General features: G+C 42.5%; 12 protein-coding genes. 10 read left to right on the forward strand and 2 right to left on the reverse strand.

The features are described 5' to 3' along the window. Nucleotides 1-12: 12 nt before the first annotated feature. The gene (locus tag DWY79_RS04370; RefSeq protein WP_048927898.1) at nucleotides 13-687 is read right to left on the reverse strand and encodes a TonB-dependent receptor plug domain-containing protein; all 675 of its coding nucleotides are present in this window, start codon (nucleotides 685-687) and stop codon (nucleotides 13-15) included. Nucleotides 688-864: 177 nt separating this feature from the next. Here DWY79_RS04370 and DWY79_RS04375 point away from each other — a divergent pair, with 177 nt between their 5' ends. The 10 genes from DWY79_RS04375 (at nucleotide 865) to DWY79_RS04420 (ending at nucleotide 21244) form a co-directional block, all read left to right on the forward strand. Further along, a complete protein-coding gene (locus DWY79_RS04375; protein WP_121962159.1) occupies nucleotides 865-1650 on the forward strand; it encodes an inositol monophosphatase family protein in 786 nt (261 codons plus the stop codon). Nucleotides 1651-1876: 226 nt separating this feature from the next. Then, nucleotides 1877-3607 carry a tetratricopeptide repeat protein gene (locus tag DWY79_RS04380; protein ID WP_057319292.1) on the forward strand — a complete coding sequence of 577 codons (1731 nt, stop codon included), beginning with the start codon at nucleotides 1877-1879 and terminating at the stop codon, nucleotides 3605-3607. Between the two features lie 91 nt (nucleotides 3608-3698). Further along, entirely contained in the window at nucleotides 3699-4067 is a 369-nt protein-coding gene (locus DWY79_RS04385; protein WP_057319232.1) for a DUF3244 domain-containing protein, read from the forward strand. Nucleotides 4068-4685: 618 nt separating this feature from the next. Continuing rightward, the gene (dxs, locus tag DWY79_RS04390; RefSeq protein ID WP_008773943.1) at nucleotides 4686-6584 is read left to right on the forward strand and encodes a 1-deoxy-D-xylulose-5-phosphate synthase; all 1899 of its coding nucleotides are present in this window, start codon (nucleotides 4686-4688) and stop codon (nucleotides 6582-6584) included. 20 nt (nucleotides 6585-6604) lie between these two features. After that, nucleotides 6605-7942, forward strand: a complete 1338-nt coding sequence (trkA, locus tag DWY79_RS04395; protein WP_005861043.1) for a Trk system potassium transporter TrkA — start codon at nucleotides 6605-6607, stop codon at nucleotides 7940-7942. 9 nt (nucleotides 7943-7951) lie between these two features. After that, nucleotides 7952-9406 (forward strand): TrkH family potassium uptake protein, encoded by a 1455-nt coding sequence (locus tag DWY79_RS04400; protein WP_005861045.1) that lies wholly within the window; start codon nucleotides 7952-7954, stop codon nucleotides 9404-9406. 11 nt (nucleotides 9407-9417) lie between these two features. Continuing rightward, nucleotides 9418-10305 (forward strand): SMP-30/gluconolactonase/LRE family protein, encoded by an 888-nt coding sequence (locus DWY79_RS04405; RefSeq protein ID WP_122368922.1) that lies wholly within the window; start codon nucleotides 9418-9420, stop codon nucleotides 10303-10305. A gap of 64 nt (nucleotides 10306-10369) precedes the next feature. Then, nucleotides 10370-10960, forward strand: coding sequence for a Holliday junction branch migration protein RuvA (gene ruvA, locus DWY79_RS04410; RefSeq protein WP_005866654.1), 591 nt, complete (start codon nucleotides 10370-10372; stop codon nucleotides 10958-10960). Between the two features lie 50 nt (nucleotides 10961-11010). Next, nucleotides 11011-18429 carry a cell surface protein SprA gene (gene sprA / locus DWY79_RS04415; protein ID WP_122368923.1) on the forward strand — a complete coding sequence of 2473 codons (7419 nt, stop codon included), beginning with the start codon at nucleotides 11011-11013 and terminating at the stop codon, nucleotides 18427-18429. Nucleotides 18430-18529: 100 nt separating this feature from the next. Continuing rightward, nucleotides 18530-21244 carry a TonB-dependent receptor gene (locus DWY79_RS04420; protein ID WP_122368924.1) on the forward strand — a complete coding sequence of 905 codons (2715 nt, stop codon included), beginning with the start codon at nucleotides 18530-18532 and terminating at the stop codon, nucleotides 21242-21244. Nucleotides 21245-21294: 50 nt separating this feature from the next. On the opposite strand, the gene DWY79_RS04425 is transcribed toward DWY79_RS04420, so the two are convergent. Beyond that, nucleotides 21295-21993 carry a M48 family metallopeptidase gene (locus DWY79_RS04425; protein ID WP_122368925.1) on the reverse strand — a complete coding sequence of 233 codons (699 nt, stop codon included), beginning with the start codon at nucleotides 21991-21993 and terminating at the stop codon, nucleotides 21295-21297. Between the last annotated feature and the right edge of the window lie 90 nt (nucleotides 21994-22083).

Here is a 22083-nt window from a genome sequence, read left to right on the forward strand (position 1 = left end):
TTTCTTATTTGTTTATTTGCCTGTTTTTATGACGATCGCTCCGTTTGCGCCTCTTACCCCGTATTCACCGGCGTCTTTCAATACTTTTAATTCCGAGACATCTTCGACGGGAATCGTGTTTAGAACAGATAGGTCCATCGGTATACCGTCTACCACTACTAGCGGGTCACTAGGACTGTTTAGGGAAACGCTCGCACGGATGCGTACGGAACCATCGGCGAATGTTATGCCACTCATCCTTCGTAGCAGGCAATAGAGATCCCGGCATCCGGTTTTCTGTATCTCTTCTTTATTCATAACGCTTGAGCTTACTATTTTGTTTCGTTCCCTTTCCATAATTTCTTTCAGGGCCTCATCCGGTTCAAAACTACGCTTTGCGTTGAATGTGCTATTCTCTAAAGTAATGGTTATATAATTGTATCCGTTGACTGGGACTTTGACTATATTTCTTGTTTTCTTAATAGTGACGAACAAGGTATCATTCAGGTTAGCCCCCGGGATGGTGAATACGCCATGTTTGTTCGTTTTCACGGTGATCGGATTCTGACTGCCTAGCGTGACCGGATAGCGTTTGATTATTTTATCGCTGATGTCACGCAATACACCGACTAAAGTATCATTCTGTGCCAAAAGTATTTGACTGCTGAATGATAAGATGATGATTGAAAGATAATGTATTGTTTTCATAGCTCAATCTTTTTAGCTGAACATAACACAAAGATAATATAATATTTCTTAAAGGCAGAGTTTTAGGGTAAATTCGTAATAGGTATTATTTTTACGTTTCTATGTGGTCTCATTTGTCGCTAAAATGAGATTACTATAAATGGAAATCATTACATTTGCCAAAATAAAATGAACGGTATGGAATTAGATTTAGCCTATTTGTGTAAGGAGGTTCGAGAAATAGCTCGTGCTTCTGCGACATTCTTAAAAGAAGAACGCCGAAAGTTTGACCGGAACTTAGTGGAGGAAAAAAGTGCTCATAACTATGTATCTTATGTGGATAAAGAATCGGAACGACAGATCATAGAGGCTTTGTCTACTTTGCTACCCGAGGCTGGTTTTATCGCGGAGGAAGGCTCTGGAAGTTTGACCGATGAGGAATATTGTTGGGTAATTGATCCATTGGACGGTACTTCAAACTATATTCATGATATCGCACCTTATTGCGTGAGTATCGCTTTAAGAAATCGGAAGGAGTTATTGTTAGGAGTAGTCTATGAGGTGTGTAGGGACGAGTGTTTCTATGCCGTGAAAGGCGGTAAGGCTTACTTGGATGGGAATGAGATATATGTATCGGATGTATCAGTATTGGATAAGGCATTTATCGCATTGGGTTTCCCTTATAACTCTGATGCTTATCGTCCGGTAGCCGCTCATTTGGTTGATAGGTTGTATGGTTTTGCGGGAGGTACCCGTTTGATGGGATCTGCCGCCGCTGAACTGTGTTATGTGGCAGCAGGACGTTTTGATGCCCGTATAGAAGCCTATTTAGGCCCTTGGGACGTAGCCGCTGGTGCCTTGATTCTATTGCAGGCCGGAGGAAAAATATCAGATTTCAATGGAGGAGAGAACTGGGCTTCGGGTGAACAGGTAGTTGCCAGCAATGGCAAGGTTCACTCTCTTGTGTTGTCTTTGTTGCCCTAATACTAGAGTAATCCTGCGTATTCTAGTGCTTCTGTGTGTATTTAAAAGGTAAAAGAGTTTAAACTTACTTCTTATTTGCGGGGTGTTTGATCCGTTTTGATTTTCAAAACAGATGGAGGAATACAAATACCCGTAAATCCTTGTATGTGTCTAATTCAGTAAAAATCAAGACTTTTAGGATTAGAGATTTTACTTACATTTGTGGAAAATAAAAATGTTACAGAGTATGAAAAACAATCTATACGTCTTTTTTCTGTTCTTTATTACTGGACTAATGTCATGTAGCCATCACTCAGGTCTATATGAACATGCGGAAAAGATAATGTCCCAACATCCCGATAGCGTTTTAACATTGCTATCAACAATACAAGATGTAAATGATCTTTCAGAAAAGGATCGTGCTATGTACTACCTGCTTTTGACAGAAGCTCAAAATAAGACTTATGTCAAACCTACTTCAGATTCGTTGATCGCTATTTCTACTCAATATTTTGATAAAACCGAAGATTGGGGAAGAAAAGCGAAGGCTTGGTATTATAGAGGGAGAATAAACCAAGACCTAGGTGATGCTCTTCATGCGCAGGACTTCTATTTAAAAGCATTGCAAGAAGAGAGTGAAGTAGAAGATTATGCGCTACTTGGGCGTATATATAATAGTATAGGAATGCTGTATACTTATCAAGAAGTATATGAAAAAGCTATTCCATATCAAAAAAAAGCTTTGAATTGCTTTGAGACTTTAGGGGATTCTATTGGTCAGTCTTTTGCTTTGAGAGATATAGGAAGAGCTTTTACTATTTTGTCAAAAAAAGATAGTGCTATTATGTGTTATGAAAAAGCGCTTACTCTTGGAAGTCGATCTAGTAAGCTTTCGATATATAAAGAATTAGGTAATTTGTATATCGAAAAGGGAGAATATCCGAAAGGTTATTATTTTCTTAATGAGACATTAAAGTATCCATTGAAAGAGAATATGTTGGAATCAGTTTGTTTAGCGCTAGGCAAGTTGTATCAAAAAACAAGTCAGATAGATTCTGCATATCACTTTTTGAACATTTGTATACATAGTTCTAGGTTACAGACTCGAGCTGGTGCTTATTATTTTTTAGCGCAGTTAGAGAAAGGACAAAAGCAGTGGGAAAAATATGCCGAGAATCAAATGAGGTATGAGATGTTAAGAGATTCAATAAGCCTAGTGAAGCAAACAGAATCAATCCGAAGAGTCGAAAATATCTATGACTATCATCAGTCAGAAGCTAAATTATTGCATGCAACAATCTTACTGGAACGTATAAAGGTTAATAATTTATATATGTGTATGATTGTTGTAGGTTGTTTAATCGGAGTGTGTGTTGTCATTGTTGTATCATATATACAGTTAAAAAAGAAGAAAATACGTTTGCAAGAGCACCAAGATAGATTAGTCGCTTTAAAAAAGAAGCGGGAAGAAGACCAAGCCCGTATAAATGAAAATGAGGAAAAAATAGCTGATTTAGAAAGGCTATTACAACAATCTTCTGTTGCATATAGTGAAAAAGAGAAGGAACTTATGGCTCTTCAAAAGATGAAGTTAGAAGCTGAAATTCAACGCTTAGAATGTGTCAAAACAGAGAGCCAGCTTTTGATAGACAAGTTTTGTGTTTCTGATATTTATTATCGTTTCCACATTAAAGATGAATGGAGGCCTAAAGAAGAGGATTGGTGTCAATTATTTAAAGCGATAGACGAAGCATACGATAATTTTACCCATCGTTTAATGGGAGTAGCGCCAAAGTTGACTACAACAGAATTAAGAGTAAGTTGTTTGGTTAAAGCAAATGTACCTCCAGTTACTATTGCGATGTTGATAGTAACAACCCCGACAAATGTTTCTATGATTCGAAAACGTCTTTATGAGAAAATACATTCAGATACAGGGTCGTCTGAGAAGTTTGATAGGTTCATTCGTGAGTTTTAATTGTATTTGTGCATATTTTGTGCAATAGATATGCCTGTATTTTTGAAAGGATCGCTGTATGTTTGTTGCACAATTAATACACAATGTTATTATGAGAAATGTAAACCGATTTACCTTTTGTGCAATTTTATTTGCAATGTTATTAGTACAACCTTTGTTTGGAGATAATATTCCAACCGAAGGTATTTGGGATGATGAATATTATCGTTCCGTTAACACAAACCGTCCTCCAGTTGTATCAATCGAAGGAGACATCCTTTCCTTGAGCTTTGAAGATGCTTTATCAAACTTGACCGTATGTGTCATGAATGATAAAGGAGTGAAAGTCTATGAAGATGTTGTTTCTTCAGAGGCAGGTGGAACTTATTCTTTCTCTTTAGCGGGAGAAGCAAATGGCCAGTATCAGGTTGTGTTGTTACATCGGTTGGGACACTTGACCGGTAGCTTTACCTTGGAATAAAAAATTAAGAGGTTTTGTAAGAAGAAAGAGCTGTTAAGCTTCTCGGTAAAATGGGAAGCACAGCTCTTTTTTATTTGGACAACTGTACCAAATACGAATCTTTACTTGAAAACGTATCTATGTATATGTTTTACCGCTAAACGTATTATTAATCAGCCGGGAGTCATTCTGTTTATTGTATATTTCTTGAAAATAGGCTCCATTGTAGGCTGATTTACTATTCATAGAAATAGCGATTAGTATTAATAGAAATTCAAAATACTATGGATACTAATCGGAGCTTGGATAGATACGATTTTATTGTATGTTGATTATTAGGTGTATAGGTAATGGTTTGGAAATATTAGACTTATTGTACTTTTTAAGAGATCAAATTTGGTGTGGTTGGGCTATTTTTATTTCCAAATGGTGTTATTTCATGACTATATTATAACTTGAAAAATTCATAGTTATGAAATTCACAACTCATAACTATGTTTTGAAAAAAACATAACTGTGAAATTTTATAGGATTTAGCTGTTAAAATCAATATGGATTTCCCCCTTGTCTAAGAAATGACAGAACAATACTATTATATATGCCGTTTATTCTGTATTTTTGCCAGAAAAATTAGCAGACATGGCTGAAAGCAAAGTTGAACACCTATTGGATAGCATTCATTTTCCGGAAGACCTGAGACATTTGTCACAGGATAAGTTGGAGCAGGTATGTGCCGATTTGCGTCAATATATTATCGATGTTTTGTCTGAGAATCCCGGTCACCTAGGTGCAAGCCTTGGTACGGTAGAGCTGACAGTCGCCCTTCATTATGTATTCAATACCCCCTATGACCGTATTGTCTGGGATGTCGGGCATCAAGCTTACGGACATAAAATACTTACAGGAAGGAAAGATATTTTCCATACGCTCCGTAAGTTTAAAGGAATTAGCGGCTTCCCTAATCCTGCGGAAAGTGAGTATGACGCTTTTATCGCCGGGCACGCCTCAAATTCAATCTCTGCGGCGATGGGTATGTCGGTAGCCTCGGCCTTGAAGAAGGAACTGGATCGCCATGTGATCGCCGTGATCGGGGATGGCGCTATGACCGGAGGACTCGCCTTCGAGGGGTTAAATAATGCGTCTGCCAACCCTAATAATTTGTTGATTATCTTGAATGATAACGATATGGCGATAGATCATAGCGTAGGTGGTCTTAGCCAGTATTTAGTGGATATAACGACGAGTCAAGCCTATAATAAAATGAGATACGATGTGTATCGAGGCTTAAAGAAGATCAAGCTCATCAATAACGATCGCCGGGAAAACATCTTACGTTTTAACAATAGCCTTAAAGCATTGCTTACCCAGCAACATAATTTATTTGAAGGCTTCAGCATCCGTTACTTTGGTCCGGTGGATGGGCATGATGTAAATTATCTGGTGAAGGTATTGAATGATATAAAAGATATGCAAGGCCCTAAGCTGTTGCACATCAAAACGAAAAAAGGAAAAGGCTTTAAACCTGCGGAAGAGTCTGCTACGGAATGGCATGCTCCCGGAAAGTTCAATAAGGAAACCGGCCAGCGTATTATCGTTCGTAAATTAGATGAACCTCAATTATATCAAGACGTCTTCGGTCATACATTGGTAGAGCTTGCGGAGAAAGATGAACGTATTGTAGGCGTAACTCCGGCTATGCCTTCCGGTTGCTCGATGACTTATATGATGAAAGCCTTCCCGGATCGTGCGTTTGATGTGGGAATTGCGGAAGGACATTCCGTAACTTTCTCTGCCGGATTAGCTAAGGAGGGAATGATACCTTTCTGCAACGTGTATTCTTCGTTTATGCAGCGTGCGTATGATATGGTTATCCATGATGTAGCTTTGCAAAAACTACATATGGTGATCTGTCTGGATCGTGCGGGATTAGTGGGAGAGGATGGAGCTACACATCATGGCGTGTTTGATTTAGCATATCTTCGTCCGATACCGAATTTGGTAATCGCTTCCCCATTGAATGAGTTGGATTTACGGAATTTGATGTATACAGGCTATGCTGCTTTTAATGGCCCGTTCGTAATCCGTTACCCTAGAGGTAAGGGGGAGATGAAAGATTGGCGTAACGAGATGCAAGTATTGCCTATAGGAAAAGGGAAAAAGTTGCGTGACGGGGATGATATCGCCGTACTTTCTATCGGACCGATCGGAAACGAGGTGATCAAAGCCATCGAGATGGTGAAAGAAGAGGGGGTATCGATAGCCCATTACGATATGATCTACTTGAAACCGTTGGATGAGGAGCTGTTGCATGAGATCGGGCGGAAATATAACCGTATTATTACGGTAGAGAATGGAGTGATAAAAGGTGGTTTTGGTAGCGCTGTCCTTGAGTTTATGGCAGACAATGGTTATACGCCTCATGTAAAGCGTATCGGAGTGCCGGATGCGTTTATCGAGCATGGTTCTATACCGGAACTGTATCAATTATGTGGTATGGATGCCGAGAGCATTGCGAAACAGTTGAAAAAGGAGAATTGATTATTGTCAATTAATAAAATATGAAAATTGTCATAGCCGGTGCGGGAGAAGTAGGTACACATTTAGCGAAAATGTTATCTCAAGAGAATCAGGACATCATTTTGATGGATCCGAATGAGGAACGGCTGAATTTCTCAAAATCTAGCATGGAGATTCTCCCTATGGTCGGGAATCCGACCTCGCTTAGAGATTTGGAGGAAGCGGGGATCAAGAAAGCGGACTTGTTCGTAAGTGTTACTCCCGAGGAGACTACCAATGTGACGGCTTGTATGTTGGCTCATAATCTAGGAGCGCATCGTACGTTGGCCCGAATCAATAATTACGAATATTTATTACCCAAAAATAAAGAGCTGTTCGAGAAATTAGGAATCAACTCGATGATTTATCCTGAGATGTTGGCGGCTAAGGAGATCGTGACAGCTGTACGCCGTCCGTGGACACGCCAATATTGGGAGCTGTTTGGTGGAGCTTTAATTCTGATAGGTGTTAAAGTTCGGGATAATTCCCGTTTGGTGAACCGGGTATTGGCCGAATTGCTAAATGAGCAGAAGCTATATCATATTGTCGCTATTAAGCGAAAGAACGAGACGATAATCCCCCGTGGTACGGACCGGATAGAGTCTGGTGACATCGTATTCTTTACGACGACCCGATCTCATATAGAGGATGTGCGCTTACTGGCCGGAAAGAAAGATCCGGAAGTAAAGAAGGTTATTATTATGGGAGGAAGCCGTATCGCTATCCGTGCTTGCCAATATTTACCTAATAACATCCGGGTAAAAGTAATTGAGGCTAATAAAGAGAAAAGTCATCGAATCGCTGAGGTAGTGCCTAGTAATGTCTTGATTATAAACGGAGACGGCCGTGATACTGATTTGTTGATGCAAGAAGGCATCAAGGATGCGCAGACTTTTATAGCTTTGACGGAAAATTCCAGCACGAATATATTGGCATGTCTGGCCGCTAAGCGTTTAGGTGTGTTTAAGACAATCGCTAAGATTGAGAATATCGATTATATCCAATTGGCGGAAAGTATGGACATCGGTTCGGTTATCAACAAAAAGCTGATAGCAGCCAGCCATATCTATCAATTTCTTTTGGATGCGGATGTCTCTAACGTGAAATGTTTGACCTTTGCGAATGCGGATGTGGCGGAGTTGGTGGCTCGCCCGGATTCAAAGATTACCAAGAAACAAGTCAAGGATCTCCGTCTGCCGAAAGATATGACTCTCGGTGGGTTGATTCGTGACGGTGAACCTATGATGATCAAGGGTGATACTCAGATACAGGCATACGATCATGTTGTCGTATTCTGCTTGGATACGGCTATGCGTAAGCTGGAGGACTACTTTAACTAGTTGATAGTTATGTTGAACGTACGTTTTATAGTGAAGATGCTAGGGGTGATGTTCATCCTTGAGACTTTTTTTATGCTGGCCGCTACCGTCGTAGCTTTCCTTTATCGGGGGAGTGATGTATATCCGCTTCTTATTTCAAGCGGAATCTTATTCGGGACCGGTTTTTTGTTCTACTCTATGGGCTTTAAGGCGAATGAACACTCGGCCGGCCGGCGGGAAGGAATGTTGATCGTGACATTGACTTGGATTTTATTCTCTTTATTTGGAATGTTACCATTCTATATTGGAGGATATATAGATAATGTGACCGATGCCTTTTTCGAGACCATGTCCGGATTTACGACTACCGGCTCTACTATTTTAACGAATATAGAGGCATTGCCTAAAGGTATCTTATTCTGGCGGAGTCTTACACAGTGGCAGGGAGGTATCGGTATGGTCGTATTCACCGTGGCTTTGATGCCTATTTTCGGAGGTGGTGCCTCGCAGATGTTTGATGCCGAAACGCCCGGTATAACCCATGAACGTTTTCGTCCTCGTATTACGCAAGTCGCTAAACGCCTGTGGGGGGTGTATGTTTTTCTGACACTTTTTTTAGTCGGCCTTTTATGGGCTGGTCCGATGAATTTGTATGATGCGGTAAATCATGCGTTCACGGCTATATCTACTGGTGGATATTCAACCAAAAACGCAAGTATCGCTTATTGGAATTCCTCTTATATAGAGTATGTAATAACTATTTTCATGTTTATCGGAGCTACCAATATGACATTGGTTTATTTCTGTTTTAATGGAAATGTGAAGAAATTGATTAAAGATGAGGAGTTTCGCTGGTTTTTCTTTTTTGTTTTAAGTGCTATTATCGTTGTCATGGTGTGGATCTTGTACCTTGGATTCGCCTCGGATGTAGAGAATGCGTTCCGTAAGGCGGCTTTCCAAGTGGTGACCTTGGTTTCTACCTGTGGATTCGCTACGGATGACTATATTCCTTGGGGACCGTTTTTCTGGTTTATCGCATTGATCTTGATGTTTATTTGTGGATGCGCCGGATCTACTTGCGGTGGCTTGAAGATGGGACGCTTCGTTATTTTAACGAAGAATCTCTCCAATGAATTTAAGAAACAGACACATCCCCATGCGGTGATTCCAGTACGAATGAACGGGCATGTCGTATCTGGTGATATCGTACACCGTGTGTTAGCTTTTGTGTTCGCTTATATTACGTTAATCGTGGTGAGCTGTTTGGCTTTATCTTTGGATGGGATGGGATTTTCGGAGGCGATTGGTGCCGCTGTTTCTGCTATAAGTAACGTTGGGCCCGGCTTGGGAACGCTTGGTCCGGTAAGTAATTTTGCGGATGTCCCCACGGTGTCGAAATGGTTTCTGTCTTTTTTGATGTTAACAGGGCGTCTGGAGATATTTACGGTATTAACGATATTAGTCCCCGGTTTTTGGAAACAGTAAAATTATTGAAAATGAAAAGTATACAGGTCATTGCTAGTCTGCTGTGTGGTATTCTGTATTGTGGGATTTCTTTAAATGCCCAGAATGTATTGAAAGCAACGGGTTGGATGCCAGAGCACACATTTACTTCCGGTATAGAAGGGCCGGCTGTAGATAGCGAAGGAAATTTATATGCCGTAAATTATAAGAAAGAAGGGACGATCGGTATTGTACGCCCAGATGGTAGCCATGGCTGTTTTCTCACTTTGCCGGAAGGATCTACCGGGAATAGTATCCGCTTCGGGAAAGACGGAAATATGTACGTGGCGGATTATACAGGGCATAATATCTTAAAAGTGGATATGAGATCTAAGAAGATCAGCGTATTCGCTCATGAGCCAAAGATGAATCAACCAAACGATATCGTATTCGCGCCAAATGGAAATATCTATGCGAGTGACCCGGATTGGCCGAATCAAAAAGGCCAACTTTGGTTGATTACCCCGGATGCGAAAGTCTCCTTATTGGAGACGAATATGGGAACGACTAATGGCATTGCTGTGAGTGAGGATGGTAAACGCTTGTACGTTAATGAATCTGCCCAATTAAAAGTCTGGGTATATGATATATGCCCGGATGGTACTTTAAGGAATAAACGTCTATTTCATACTTTTGAGGGGTACGGTATGGATGGTATGAAGTGTGACGAGAAAGGAAATCTTTATATTTGCCGTTATGATAAGGGTACTATAGCTTTGTTAAATCCGCAAGGAGATTTAGTTGAAGAGATTCAATTGACAGGAAAACAGCCGTCTAACTTAACATTTGGAGGACCTGATCATCGTCAATGTTATGTGACATTGCAGGATCGGGGTTGTTTTGAAACCTTTAAGGTTCCTTATCCGGGAAAAGAATGGTAACCCGATATACGTTTTTGATTAATTTTGCGTTATAATAGGTACGGAATATTAAAAAGATATATAGATGATAGAATATATAAAGGGTGAAATCGTGGAACTTACACCTACACGTATGATTTTGGAGTGTGGTGGTATAGGCTACGAGCTGAATATATCCTTGAATACATATAGTGCGTTTGGGAACAAGACTACCGGAAAAATATATATATATGAGGTAATCCGGGAAGATGCTCATTTACTATTTGGCTTTGCCGAGAAAATCGAAAGGGAGTTGTTCCTTTTGCTTACTTCCGTTTCTGGAGTGGGACCGAATACCGCACGCATGATCCTTTCTTCTCTACCGCCCTCCGAATTGGTTCAAGTGATCGGTTCAAAGAATGAGGCCGCATTGACTGCCGTGAAAGGGATTGGTTTGAAGACGGCCCAGCGTATCTTGGTAGATTTGAAAAATAAGGTGAAACCTATGGAGAGTATGGCCGGAAACTTGCCGGAGGCATCAGTCTCTAATGGAGCGGTAACCGAGGAGGCCGTAGCCGCATTGGTTATGTTGGGTTTCCAGAAAGCGGCTTCGCAAAAAGCGGTATCCGCTATTTTGAAAGGCTCGCCCACTTTAGCTGTGGAACAAGTAATTAAAACTGCGCTTAGAATGCTTTGATAATTGACAATTGAGGATTAACGATTAACAATTGACAATTAAATGAGAAAATGAGAAAACGAATACTGAAATATTCCATATGGATCGTTGTATTATTGTTTGGTGTCGGCTTGTATTCGCTGAATGCTGATTACCTTGCGTATACATCATCTTTGCCGGAATTGGAGTTGCTGGAAGCTCCGGAGGATACGATTCCTCCCCGTTATCCGGTAGCTAAAACTACACCGGAGGAATATCAAGATATCGTGAAACAATCACCTGCCGATTTGCGTGATCCGGAGAATGTCAAGACTACGATTGAGTATGATTTAAAGACGAATACGTATATTGTTCGTACGAAATTAGGCGATATGGAGATTGGTACGCCGATGAGTTTAACCCCAGCGGAATACCAAGATTATTCTATGCAACAATCACTTCGTTCCTATTTCCGCCAAAAGAACGAGGAAGAATTCCAAAAAGCTACGAATAAACAGTTTAACTTAACCGATATGCAGTTTAATATCGGTGCGGCGGAACGTATTTTCGGCCCCGGTGGAGTACGTGTAAGAACACAAGGTTCGGCCGAGATCACGATGGGATTGAAGACGAATAAGAATAATGATCCTTCTCTTCCGGAGCGTTCCCGTAAACGTACTTTCTTCAATTTTGACGAGAGTGTGCAGTTAAATGTACAAGCCTCGGTGGGTAGCAAGGTGAATTTCGGAATGAATTACAATACCGAGACCTCTTTTGATTTCGATTCCAAGAAATTGAAGTTGGCGTATACGGGCGAGGAGGATGAGATTATCAAATCGTTGGAAGCCGGTAACGTGAGCATGAATACCAGCAATTCCTTGATTAATGGAGGTGCGGCTTTATTTGGTATGAAAGCGGATTTACAATTTGGTAAGTTGCGAGTGAACGCCTTGTTTGCCCAGCAGGAATCTGAATCCAAGACGGTTAGCTCAAAAGGGGGCGTGCAGACGAAGCCCTTCGAGATCAAGGTGGATGAATACGACGAGAACCGTCACTTCTTCTTGGGCCATTATTTCTATGATAACTACGATAAGTTTATGGAGTCTTTGCCTACCGTCACCTCCGGTATCGAGATCTCTAAGATAGAAGTGTGGGTGACCAATAAACGAGGTAATTATGACCAGTCCCGCAATATCGTAGCTTTCACTGATTTGGGAGAAAATGAATCTCGTAATATCGGTAATACAGCCTTGGTAATGCCTTCCGGAACGGATAGGCGTCCGAATAATTCCGCAAACAATTTATATACGACTTTAACCACTCAATTTACGGGTGCCCGTAAGATTAATATGGTGAATGATGCTTTGAAAGGTGCCATGGAGGGAGGACGGGATTTTGAAAAAATCGAGAGTGCCCGTTTGCTAGAGTCATCTGAGTATACATTAAACAAGAAATTGGGTTATATTTCTTTGAGGACTCAGTTACAGGCTGATGAGGTATTGGGTGTCGCTTTTAGTTTTATCTATAATGGCAAGACCTATCAAGTCGGTGAGTTCTCTACGGATAATAAAGAGAATACGAGCGACTGTATTTATGTGAAGTTGCTAAAGGGCATCACGATGTCGCCTGATATGATGTTCTGGGACTTGATGATGAAGAACGTATACTCATTGGGTGCTTATTCGGTGCAGAAAGAGAAGTTTAAGTTAAACGTTACCTACCAGAGCGATTCTACCGGTACGTATGTAAACTATCTTCCGGAAGGTAATTGTGCGAATCAAATCTTGATTCGGGTATTAGGGCTGGATCGCTTGGATACCTATGACAATCCGAATCCGGATGGTTTCTTTGATTTTATTGACGGTTATACGATACAGGCGGAGACCGGTAAGATTATATTCCCTTGTGTACAACCTTTCGGCTCGAAATTACGGGAAAAGGTAGGTAATGCCTATGCCAGTAAATATGTATTCCAAGAGTTGTATGACTCGACATTAACTGTTGCTCGCCAGATCGCCGAGAAAAATAAATTTCTTTTAAGTGGTGAGTATAAAGCCTCGTCGGGTTCGGAGATCGACTTGGGAGCTACTAACGTGGCCCGTGGATCCGTACGTGTCACGGCAGGAGGAGCTACACTGACCGAGAATGTGGATTATACGGTAGATTACAGTTTAGGACGTGTGACGATCTTGAATGAGAGCATCATATCGAGTGGGACACCCGTTAGCGTATCTCTGGAGAACCAGTCTACTTTTAATATGCAGCGAAAGACGATGATCGGGTTAGACTTGAATTACCAGTTCAATAAGGACTTCATGGTCGGTGCCACGGTTATGCATATGTCGGAAATGCCTCTTACGGTAAAAACCACTTTGGGAGATGAGTCTATAAAGAATACTTTATGGGGCTTGAATACCTCTTATAAAGCCGAGAGCCAGTGGTTGACAAATGTATTTGATAAGTTACCCTTGTTGACATTGACCAAACCTAGCCAAATCTCATTCAATGCGGAATTCGCTCATTTAATAGCGGGACATTATGAGAATCAATATACGGGTGGTTACTCTTATTTGGATGACTTCGAGTCTACACAAAGTGGTATGGATCTTTTGAACCCGTATGCTTGGAACTTGGCGAGTACCCCCTATGAAGATTCGAATCCTAAATTTCCGGAAGCGGAGAAGGTGAACGATATCGCTTATGGTAAAAACAGAGCTTTGTTGGCTTGGTATACGGTAGACGGAATCTTCACACGGAAGAGTTCCTCTTCCCGCCCTCGACATCTTACGAATGATGATTTATCGAATCATTACACCCGTGGAGTCAGTTATAAAGAGATCTTCCCGAATAAAGAGTTGGGAACCAATGATAATACGACTTTGCCTGTATTAAACCTCGCTTTTTACCCGAATGAGCGTGGTCCGTATAACCTGGATGCGGAAAATGTAAACTCGGACGGTACGTTGGGTAATCCGGAAAAACGTTGGGGTGGTGTAATGCGCAAGATCGAGCCTAGCGATTTGGAATCTGCCAATTATGAATATATCGAATTCTGGCTTTTAGACCCGTATCTTGAGGACGAGACAGCCGAGGGTGGTGACCTATACTTTAACTTGGGTGAGATTTCCGAGGATATCTTGAAAGATGAGCGGAAATTCTTTGAGAATGGTATGCCTGTGGACGGTGATATGTCGAAAGTTGATACGACTGTTTGGGGTAAGGTGCCTCGCACGCAAAGTACGGGATATGCGTTTGATGCCCAAAATCGTGAGCTGCAAGATGTCGGTTTGAACGGTCTTTCTACGGAGGAAGAGCAAATTTTCCCTACGTATGCGGATTATTTGAATAAATTGAGGGCGAAACTATCCGGCGAGACAATCTCTAAGATGATGGATGATCCGTTTTCTCCTTTTAACGATCCTGCCGGGGATAATTATCACTATTTCCGTGGGGATGATTACGATGCTAAGGAGTTGGATATCTTATCTCGCTATAAACGATATAACGGTACAGAGGGAAACTCACAAGAATCCGATCAAAGATATGCTACAGCCGGAAAGAGTACACCGGATGTGGAAGATATCAATGGCGATAATACGTTGAATGAGACAGAGAAATATTTTGAGTACAAGATCTCTCTCCGTCCAAAAGATTTGCAGGTCGGTGTAAACAACATCGTTGATGAGCGTACTCCGGAAGTAACCTTAATGAATGGTGATAAGGAGAAAGTAAAATGGTATCTATTTAAGATTCCTATTAAAGATTATGAGAAGAGGGTTGGAGCGATCCGGGATTTCAAGACAGTCCGTTTCATGCGTATGTATATGACAGGATTCCGTAAGTCTACGGTTCTGCGTTTCGGTACCTTGGAATTGGTTCGTGGTGATTGGCGTACTTATACGCAGGATTTGTCAAATCCTCTTATTCCGCCAAAGTCTGATGGACAGATCGTCGTATCTTCTGTAAATATAGAGGAGAACGGGCAGCGTCAGCCGGTCAACTATGTGTTGCCTCCGGGTATCAGCCGTATGTTCGATTCCAGCCAGCCTCAGTTGCTTCAACAGAACGAGCAGGCATTGTCTATGAAAATAACGGATTTATCTCCTGCGGATGCACGTGCGGTTTATAAATCTACCGCTTATGACCTTCGCCGGTATAAACGATTACAAATGTTCGCTCATGCGGAAGCGCCGATTGATGAGAGCAAGACTTTGTCGAATGGTGATTTCTCTGTATTTATTCGTTTAGGTTCTGACTATAAGAATAATTATTATGAGTATGAGGTGCCTTTGGATCTGACTCCCCATAGTACTATTCTTTATAATACGAACAATAGCGCGGATCAAGAAAAAGTATGGCCTTTAAATAATACCTTGAATTTTAAACTGGAGACTCTAACCGACTTGAAGTTGGAGCGAAATAAATTGAAACGTCAAGGACAGGGAAATATAAGCTACCAAAAGGTTTATTCGAAAAATGATCCGGATAATACGCGTAATAAAATCAGTATCATCGGTAACCCTAGCTTAGCGGAGGTGAAAGTGATCATGATCGGCGTACGTAATAATACGGGTGATATCAAGAGCGGTGAGGTCTGGGTAAACGAACTTCGTATGACCGATTTCGATGAGAAAGGCGGTTGGGCCGCTAATGCGAATCTGAACGTCGCTTTATCAGATTTGGGTACAGTCAATGTAAGTGGACGAATGGAAACCGCTGGTTTCGGTGCGTTGGATCAGTCGCTGGCCGAACGTCGGATGGATGATTATTCGCAATATAGTGTGGCGACCTCGATTGAGTTGGGTAAGTTGTTCCCTGAGAAAGCAAAGGTTAGCATACCTTTTTACTATGCTTATTCGAAAGAGACTACAACTCCTGAGTATGATCCGTTGAATGAGGATATTAAGCTTTCGGACGCTTTGGATGCGGTAGAGACCCAAGCCGAGAAAGACTCCATCAAGAGTTATTCTTTGGACCAGACCACGATTAAGAGTGTATCATTCAATAACGTAAAGGTGGATATCCGTAGCAAGAACCCGATGCCGTATGATCCGGCGAACTTCTCGTTAGGTTACTCTTATAGCCAGAACAGTAAGAAGAATCCGGAGACCGAATATGAGACAACCAAGGATTACCGGGGTAATTTCGCTTATAACTATACGCCTTACGTGAAACCGTTCCGACCCTTCGAGAAGCTGAAGAAGAATAATGGATATACAAAATATATCAAGCAATTCGGACTGAATTACGTTCCGTCGAATATTAGTTTCCAGACGGCGATGATGCGGAATTACTATGAGATTAAGCTAAGGGATTTGACAAGTTCTACGGATGGAGGTAACCAGTTGCTCTCATTCAGTCACAATTTCTTGTGGGACCGTGCCTTCAGTTTGCGTTGGGACTTTACGAATAATCTGAGCATGACGTTTACTTCCGGTACGAATGCCCGCATCGAGGAACCGAATGTTCAAGTGAATAAGAAATTGAATCCGGATGATTATCAGGTATGGAAGGATTCCGTGAAGCAAAGTATCCGTGATTTGGGTACTCCTTTGAAATATGACCAAACGTTTAATGTCACTTGGAATATGCCATTGCAATTCATACCGGCATTAGACTGGGTAAATAGTTCATTGACTTATAATGCCACGTACAACTGGGATCGTGGAGCCAATGTCGCTAGTATTGAGTTGGAACAGGGTAATATAATAAAGAACCAACGTCAATTTGACTGGCAGGGTAGTTTCAATTTGCAGTCATTGTACAATAAGAATAAATATCTGAAGAAGATCAACCAGAAATTTATGGCCTCTTCCCGGGTAAGCGCTCGTCAACCGGAGAAAAAGAAGAAAGAGGTGAAACTAGAGAAAGAGATTCAATTGAGCCCGGATAGTGGAACGATCGTGCAGCATGGAATGTTTACGAAGAAGGTTCGTATCACGGCACGTGGAGCGGATGGGAAGGTCTATTCAATTAAATATAAGCCGATCAATTATGCCCAAGTCATGATCTTGAATAAAGATACGGCTCATTTGAAGTTGACGATCGTGCCCGGCCCGCAACCTTTGGAAGGAACCTTGACGAAAGTAGCGGAATATGGCAGTCGTTTCTTGATGATGCTGCGCCGGGTAAACGTGCAGTACTCGTTGATAGACGGTATGATGTTGAGTGGTTACGCTCCGGAGGTTGGTGATATGTTCGGGCAACGGCGTACAGGAACTTTGGCTCCGGGACTCGGTTTTGCCTTTGGAGCGGTAAGAAGGAGCTTTATCGACGAGGCGGACGAGCGGGGCTGGTTGGTAAAGAATGAGAATATGACGACGCCTGCCATGATCAATAGCGCGAAGAATCTTACGATCCGTGCGAATCTAGAACCTATAGCCGGCTTGAAGATTGATTTGAACGCAAACCGGGTAGATACCCGTAGTACCGATATCTATTATATGCAAGACGGTATGCCCGAGCAGATGGGAGGTAGCTTTACGATGACGACGATTGCCTTGGGTAGCGCTTTCGGCGGTAGCGGAAACGCTAATAACGGTTATTCCTCGAAAGCGTTCGATAAATTTATCGCTCACCGTAGCGTGATCGCCCAGCGCTTGGCGGATACATATTCCGGTACGGTTTATCCGAGTTCCGGTTTTATGGCGGGGCATGCTTTAGCGGGAAAACCTTATGATCCAGCCGTAGGGGGAGGTGTAAGTCTGAATTCCATGGAGGTATTGGTGCCTGCTTTCTTGGCGGCTTATACAGGCAAGGACCCGAATAAGGTAGGCTTGTCAGCCTTCCCGTCCATTAAGAGTCTGCTACCGAACTGGCGTATTACGTATGATGGCTTGATCCGTATACCGGTTATTCGCAAATACTTTAAGAGCATGATGTTGAGTCATCAATATCGTTGTTCCTATAGCGTAGGTGCGTTTTCCTCCTTCTTGGATTGGGTAGATGCTGGGCAGGATGGTTTGGGATATATCCGTGATATCCAAACCGGTAATCCTACACCGTCGTCTCCTTATGATATAGCAGCCGTGAGTATCACGGAAGGATTCAGCCCGTTGTTTGGTGTAGACGCTACTTTATTGAATAATATAACCGGTAAGTTTGAGTTGCGCAAGACTCGTAACTTAAGCCTGAATATTTCCTCTTACCAATTGGTGGAAGCGCTTTCCAACGAATTCGTGATAGGAGTAGGATATAAGTTGACTGAGTTTAACAAGGTGTTGAAAATGAAAAAGACACGGGACTTCAGTAATGATCTTACGATCCGCTTAGATTTCTCTTACCGTAAAATGCAATCGTTGATCCGTAAGATAGAGGATCAGTTTACGCAGGCTACCAGCGGGAATATCGCCAAGACCATCCAGTTCTCTGCGGATTACGGGTTAAGTCGTGCCTTGACATTGAGAGCGTTCTATGATTTACAGATCAATGAGCCGATCGTGTCCACCTCATCTTACCCGACTTCGAACTCAAACTATGGTATTAGTTTACGGTTCTCCTTAGCGCAATAAAAAGAGTATAGTCTATTTACAGGACTTCTTGGTCTGTTTTTAAATACCTGTCTAGCGGTATGGAATAAACCTTTATATTTGTGCGAAATATAATTTGGATATGAAGAATACTTACAAATTGATATTATTTCTTCTCTTGATAACCCATGCCTCTTTCGGCCAAGACGTGAAAGGGTATATTAAGGATGCGGAGAGCAAGGAGGCTTTAGCCGGGGTAAACGTTTTTTATAAGGACAAAGGGGGTACAAGAGGAACTGTGTCTGATATAAACGGTTATTATGAGCTGAAAGTGACGGATGGCGACGCTGTATTGACTTTTAGCTATCTGGGATATGAAACGTTGAGCGTTCCCGTGAAAGTAGATCCGGGAGAGTTCTTGACACGTGACGTATCCTTACGAACAAGCTCAAACATGATGGACGAGGTAGTCGTGAGCGTCGGGCGTTATGAGCAAAAGCTAAGCGCTATTACCGTCTCTATGGAATTGTTGAAAGCGAAAGATATCACTCGTCAGTCTCCGAAAGATTTAACGGATGTATTGAAGAATATCTCTGGTGTGGACGTAACGGACCGGCAACCTTCCGTACGCGGTGGTACGGGATGGACCTATGGCGTGGGTAGCCGTTGCTTGATTCTGGTGGACGGAATGTCGGTATTAACTCCGGGTTCCGGCGAGATAAACTGGAATATGATCCCGATGGAGAACGTCGATCAAGTAGAGGTACTGAAAGGGGCCTCTTCCGTATTATATGGCTCTTCTGCCTTGAATGGTTTGATTCACGTGAAAACGAAACGCCCCGGATTAGATCCGGTAACACAGGTGAACGTACAAGGAGGATTGTATGGGAAGCCGCGCCAAGACGGGACGCCTTTATATGGAGGCTTGGATCTCTCTCATTCCCGTAGGATCAAGAATTTTGATTTGACAGTGGGGGCTAATACATTCTTGGACGACGGGTATCGGCAGGATAATTACAACCGCCGTGTCCGGGTCGGTGGGAATCTTACGTATCACGATCCCCGGGTACAAGGGTTGAACTATGGCGTGAACGTGAATTACTTGTATAACGATTATACCGGTTTCTTTATCTGGCGTTCTCCGGAGGAACCCTATATTCAATCTCCGCTGGCGAATATGGGACGCCGTGAGAATACATTTTATATAGATCCTTTCTTGAATTATACAAATTCGGAAAAAGGAACGACTCATCGTTTCAAGGGGCGTTTCTTCCATCGGGGAAGCCGTATCATCACGCATACCACGGATAAGTCTCTTTTTGACATAACGAATAATATGGGTTTTGATATCTCATCCGTTCCGGAGATTATCAATATGGCGCAAAACTGGCAAACTGAGTTATTGCCGACCTTCTTACCGTATTTGCCGGAGGTGATGAACGGGAAGGTGAGCGGATTGATGGGTGAATTGGGCAAGTTGGGAAATCATTTTTTCCCGACAGCTACCTCGGCGGATTATATGGACTTGATTTCTTGGGTGATGGGACGTACTCCGCTACCCGATAAGAATAACGTAGGGGCTTGGTTGGTAGATGCCATGAAACCGATGGAGAAAAAAGCGCCGGAGGCTACGGATCATACCTATTCCTATAATCTGGATTACCAATTCAGCAAGAAGTTCGAACATTCACAACTCACGGTTGGAGGTACTTATGAGCGTATTCATGCGGATTCGAAAGTGACCGGGCAGCATAGTAGCGATAATGTGGCTACCTTCCTGCAATATGATCATAAGTTTATCGATCGTTTGAACGTCTCGGTCGGTGTTCGTCTGGAGTATTACCGGGTCGATGATTTCTACCGGGAAGCGGAGACGAAGATTTTCGGGGCGAAGGTTCCGGTAAAACCTGTTTTCCGTGGAGGCTTGAATTATGAGTTGGGTGAGTATAGTTTTATCCGGGCATCTTTCGGACAGGGATACCGTTATCCATCCGTTACGGAGAAGTTTATCCTGAAGGATATCGGAGGTGTGGGAGCTTTCCCGAACGCTGAATTGAAAGCGGAGCAAGGTTATAATGCCGAACTTGGTTTCAAGCAAGGTTATAAGTTCGGCAATTTGAAAGGCTTTGTCGATGTGGCTGGCTTTTATACCCGTTACAAGGATATGATCGAGTTCCGTTTCGGCCTGTTTAATAATAAGACCTTCGATTATATCGATGGGCTTTCCAAGTTGTTTAATGCGTTCTCTAGCGGCGACGGCTTAGGAATCGGCGCTCAGTTCACGAACGTAGGCCGGGCGGAGATTTATGGGGTAGATTTGTCTACCTCGGGTGTGTATGAGTTTAACCGTGATACTCGTCTGGCATATACTTTGGGGTATGTTTATACGAATCCGATCGATATGGACGTGGATTCACGGAACGCGGAGGAGGAAGCGAATGATGACTTAATGGCGATGCGTTCGAAATCGAATGACAGCAAGTATTTAAAATATCGCCAGAAACATTCCGTAAAGGGGGTATTCGATCTGGAATGGAAACGGTTTAATATCGGAACGAATATGTCATGGAAAAGCAAGACATTGGCGGTCGATTATTTTATGGTCGATGAGCGTATGAAAGCGGAGCCTAACCTGATGGATTATATGCGTTCGATGCTATTCGGAAACTTACATGATTATTGGGCAGAGAACAATAAAGGATATTTCGTCATGGATATGCGTGTCGGGATGAAAGTGACGAAGAATATCCATGTACAAGGACTGGTGAACAACCTCTTAAACAAGCGCTATAGCGCCCGTCCGATGGATGTCGGCGCACCTCGGACTTTCATTCTGCAAGTAGGAGCCAATTTCTGACAATTCACCCGGTTGTAGAGACGGAGCACGCTCCGTCTCATCCCCCGTCTCTACAACATATGATAACTTTTCAACTCATTTCGTAAACGAATCGCTTGATTGTCCGTCACCTTATCCATCAGTTTCCAGAATCTTTCGCTATGGTTCATCTCTATCGTATGGCAAAGCTCATGCAATAATACATAATCCACCAAATGCCAAGGAAGAAGCATTAATGATTGCGAGAGGTTAATGCTCTTCTTCATTGTACAACTTCCCCAATGCGTTTTGCTATTATTGATTTTCACCCCGGTCAACATAAATCCATGTTGCCTTGCCAATAGCGTGATACGTTCCGGCAACAACCGTTTCGCCTCGTGGCGGAGCGCCTTCTCCAGCATGGATTTCAGTAAGGATTGCACCTCTTCCTCCTCGAAACGAGTCTCATTCGGACAAGCGATGTGCAGTACCCCATCTTCCAATCTCATGTAGAAATTACTTCGCTCGGTGCGGAAGATATGCAAGCGGAATGTCGTAGCCTGTAACTCCGATCTTTCGTCGAGCAGGGGCCGGGCCGGATGCTTCTGGAGCGCTTTTACCAGCCGGGCCTTGTTCTCCATGATAAAAGCGATCATACGTTTCTCGTCTCCCCCGGGTGGCATCGTGGCGGTTATCTTTCCTTTTGATATCTTGAGCGTGTATCGAGTGGCCCGGGGAGTGGTACGGAGCGTTATGACTCCCAAATCCTTGTCTTGTATATTCTTTTCCATTCCTGCCACAAAAGTAATACATTGAGAGAAACAATAATACGATGGAATTGATTATCTTCGCGATCGTAAAGGTTAAAAACATAATCAATA

Source organism: Parabacteroides sp. AF27-14 (genome assembly GCF_003635425.1).
Classification (GTDB): domain Bacteria; phylum Bacteroidota; class Bacteroidia; order Bacteroidales; family Tannerellaceae; genus Parabacteroides; species Parabacteroides distasonis.

What these genes read in the sequence shown, in the direction of transcription:
- DWY79_RS04370 (WP_048927898.1), bottom strand. Translation starts at nt 687, where the DNA reads ATGAAAACAATACATTATCTTTCAATCATCATCTTATCATTCAGCAGT.
- DWY79_RS04375 (WP_121962159.1), top strand. Translation starts at nt 865, where the DNA reads ATGGAATTAGATTTAGCCTATTTGTGTAAGGAGGTTCGAGAAATAGCT.
- DWY79_RS04380 (WP_057319292.1), top strand. Translation starts at nt 1,877, where the DNA reads ATGAAAAACAATCTATACGTCTTTTTTCTGTTCTTTATTACTGGACTA.
- DWY79_RS04385 (WP_057319232.1), top strand. Translation starts at nt 3,699, where the DNA reads ATGAGAAATGTAAACCGATTTACCTTTTGTGCAATTTTATTTGCAATG.
- dxs (WP_008773943.1), top strand. Translation starts at nt 4,686, where the DNA reads ATGGCTGAAAGCAAAGTTGAACACCTATTGGATAGCATTCATTTTCCG.
- trkA (WP_005861043.1), top strand. Translation starts at nt 6,605, where the DNA reads ATGAAAATTGTCATAGCCGGTGCGGGAGAAGTAGGTACACATTTAGCG.
- DWY79_RS04400 (WP_005861045.1), top strand. Translation starts at nt 7,952, where the DNA reads ATGTTGAACGTACGTTTTATAGTGAAGATGCTAGGGGTGATGTTCATC.
- DWY79_RS04405 (WP_122368922.1), top strand. Translation starts at nt 9,418, where the DNA reads ATGAAAAGTATACAGGTCATTGCTAGTCTGCTGTGTGGTATTCTGTAT.
- ruvA (WP_005866654.1), top strand. Translation starts at nt 10,370, where the DNA reads ATGATAGAATATATAAAGGGTGAAATCGTGGAACTTACACCTACACGT.
- sprA (WP_122368923.1), top strand. Translation starts at nt 11,011, where the DNA reads ATGAGAAAACGAATACTGAAATATTCCATATGGATCGTTGTATTATTG.
- DWY79_RS04420 (WP_122368924.1), top strand. Translation starts at nt 18,530, where the DNA reads ATGAAGAATACTTACAAATTGATATTATTTCTTCTCTTGATAACCCAT.
- DWY79_RS04425 (WP_122368925.1), bottom strand. Translation starts at nt 21,993, where the DNA reads ATGGAAAAGAATATACAAGACAAGGATTTGGGAGTCATAACGCTCCGT.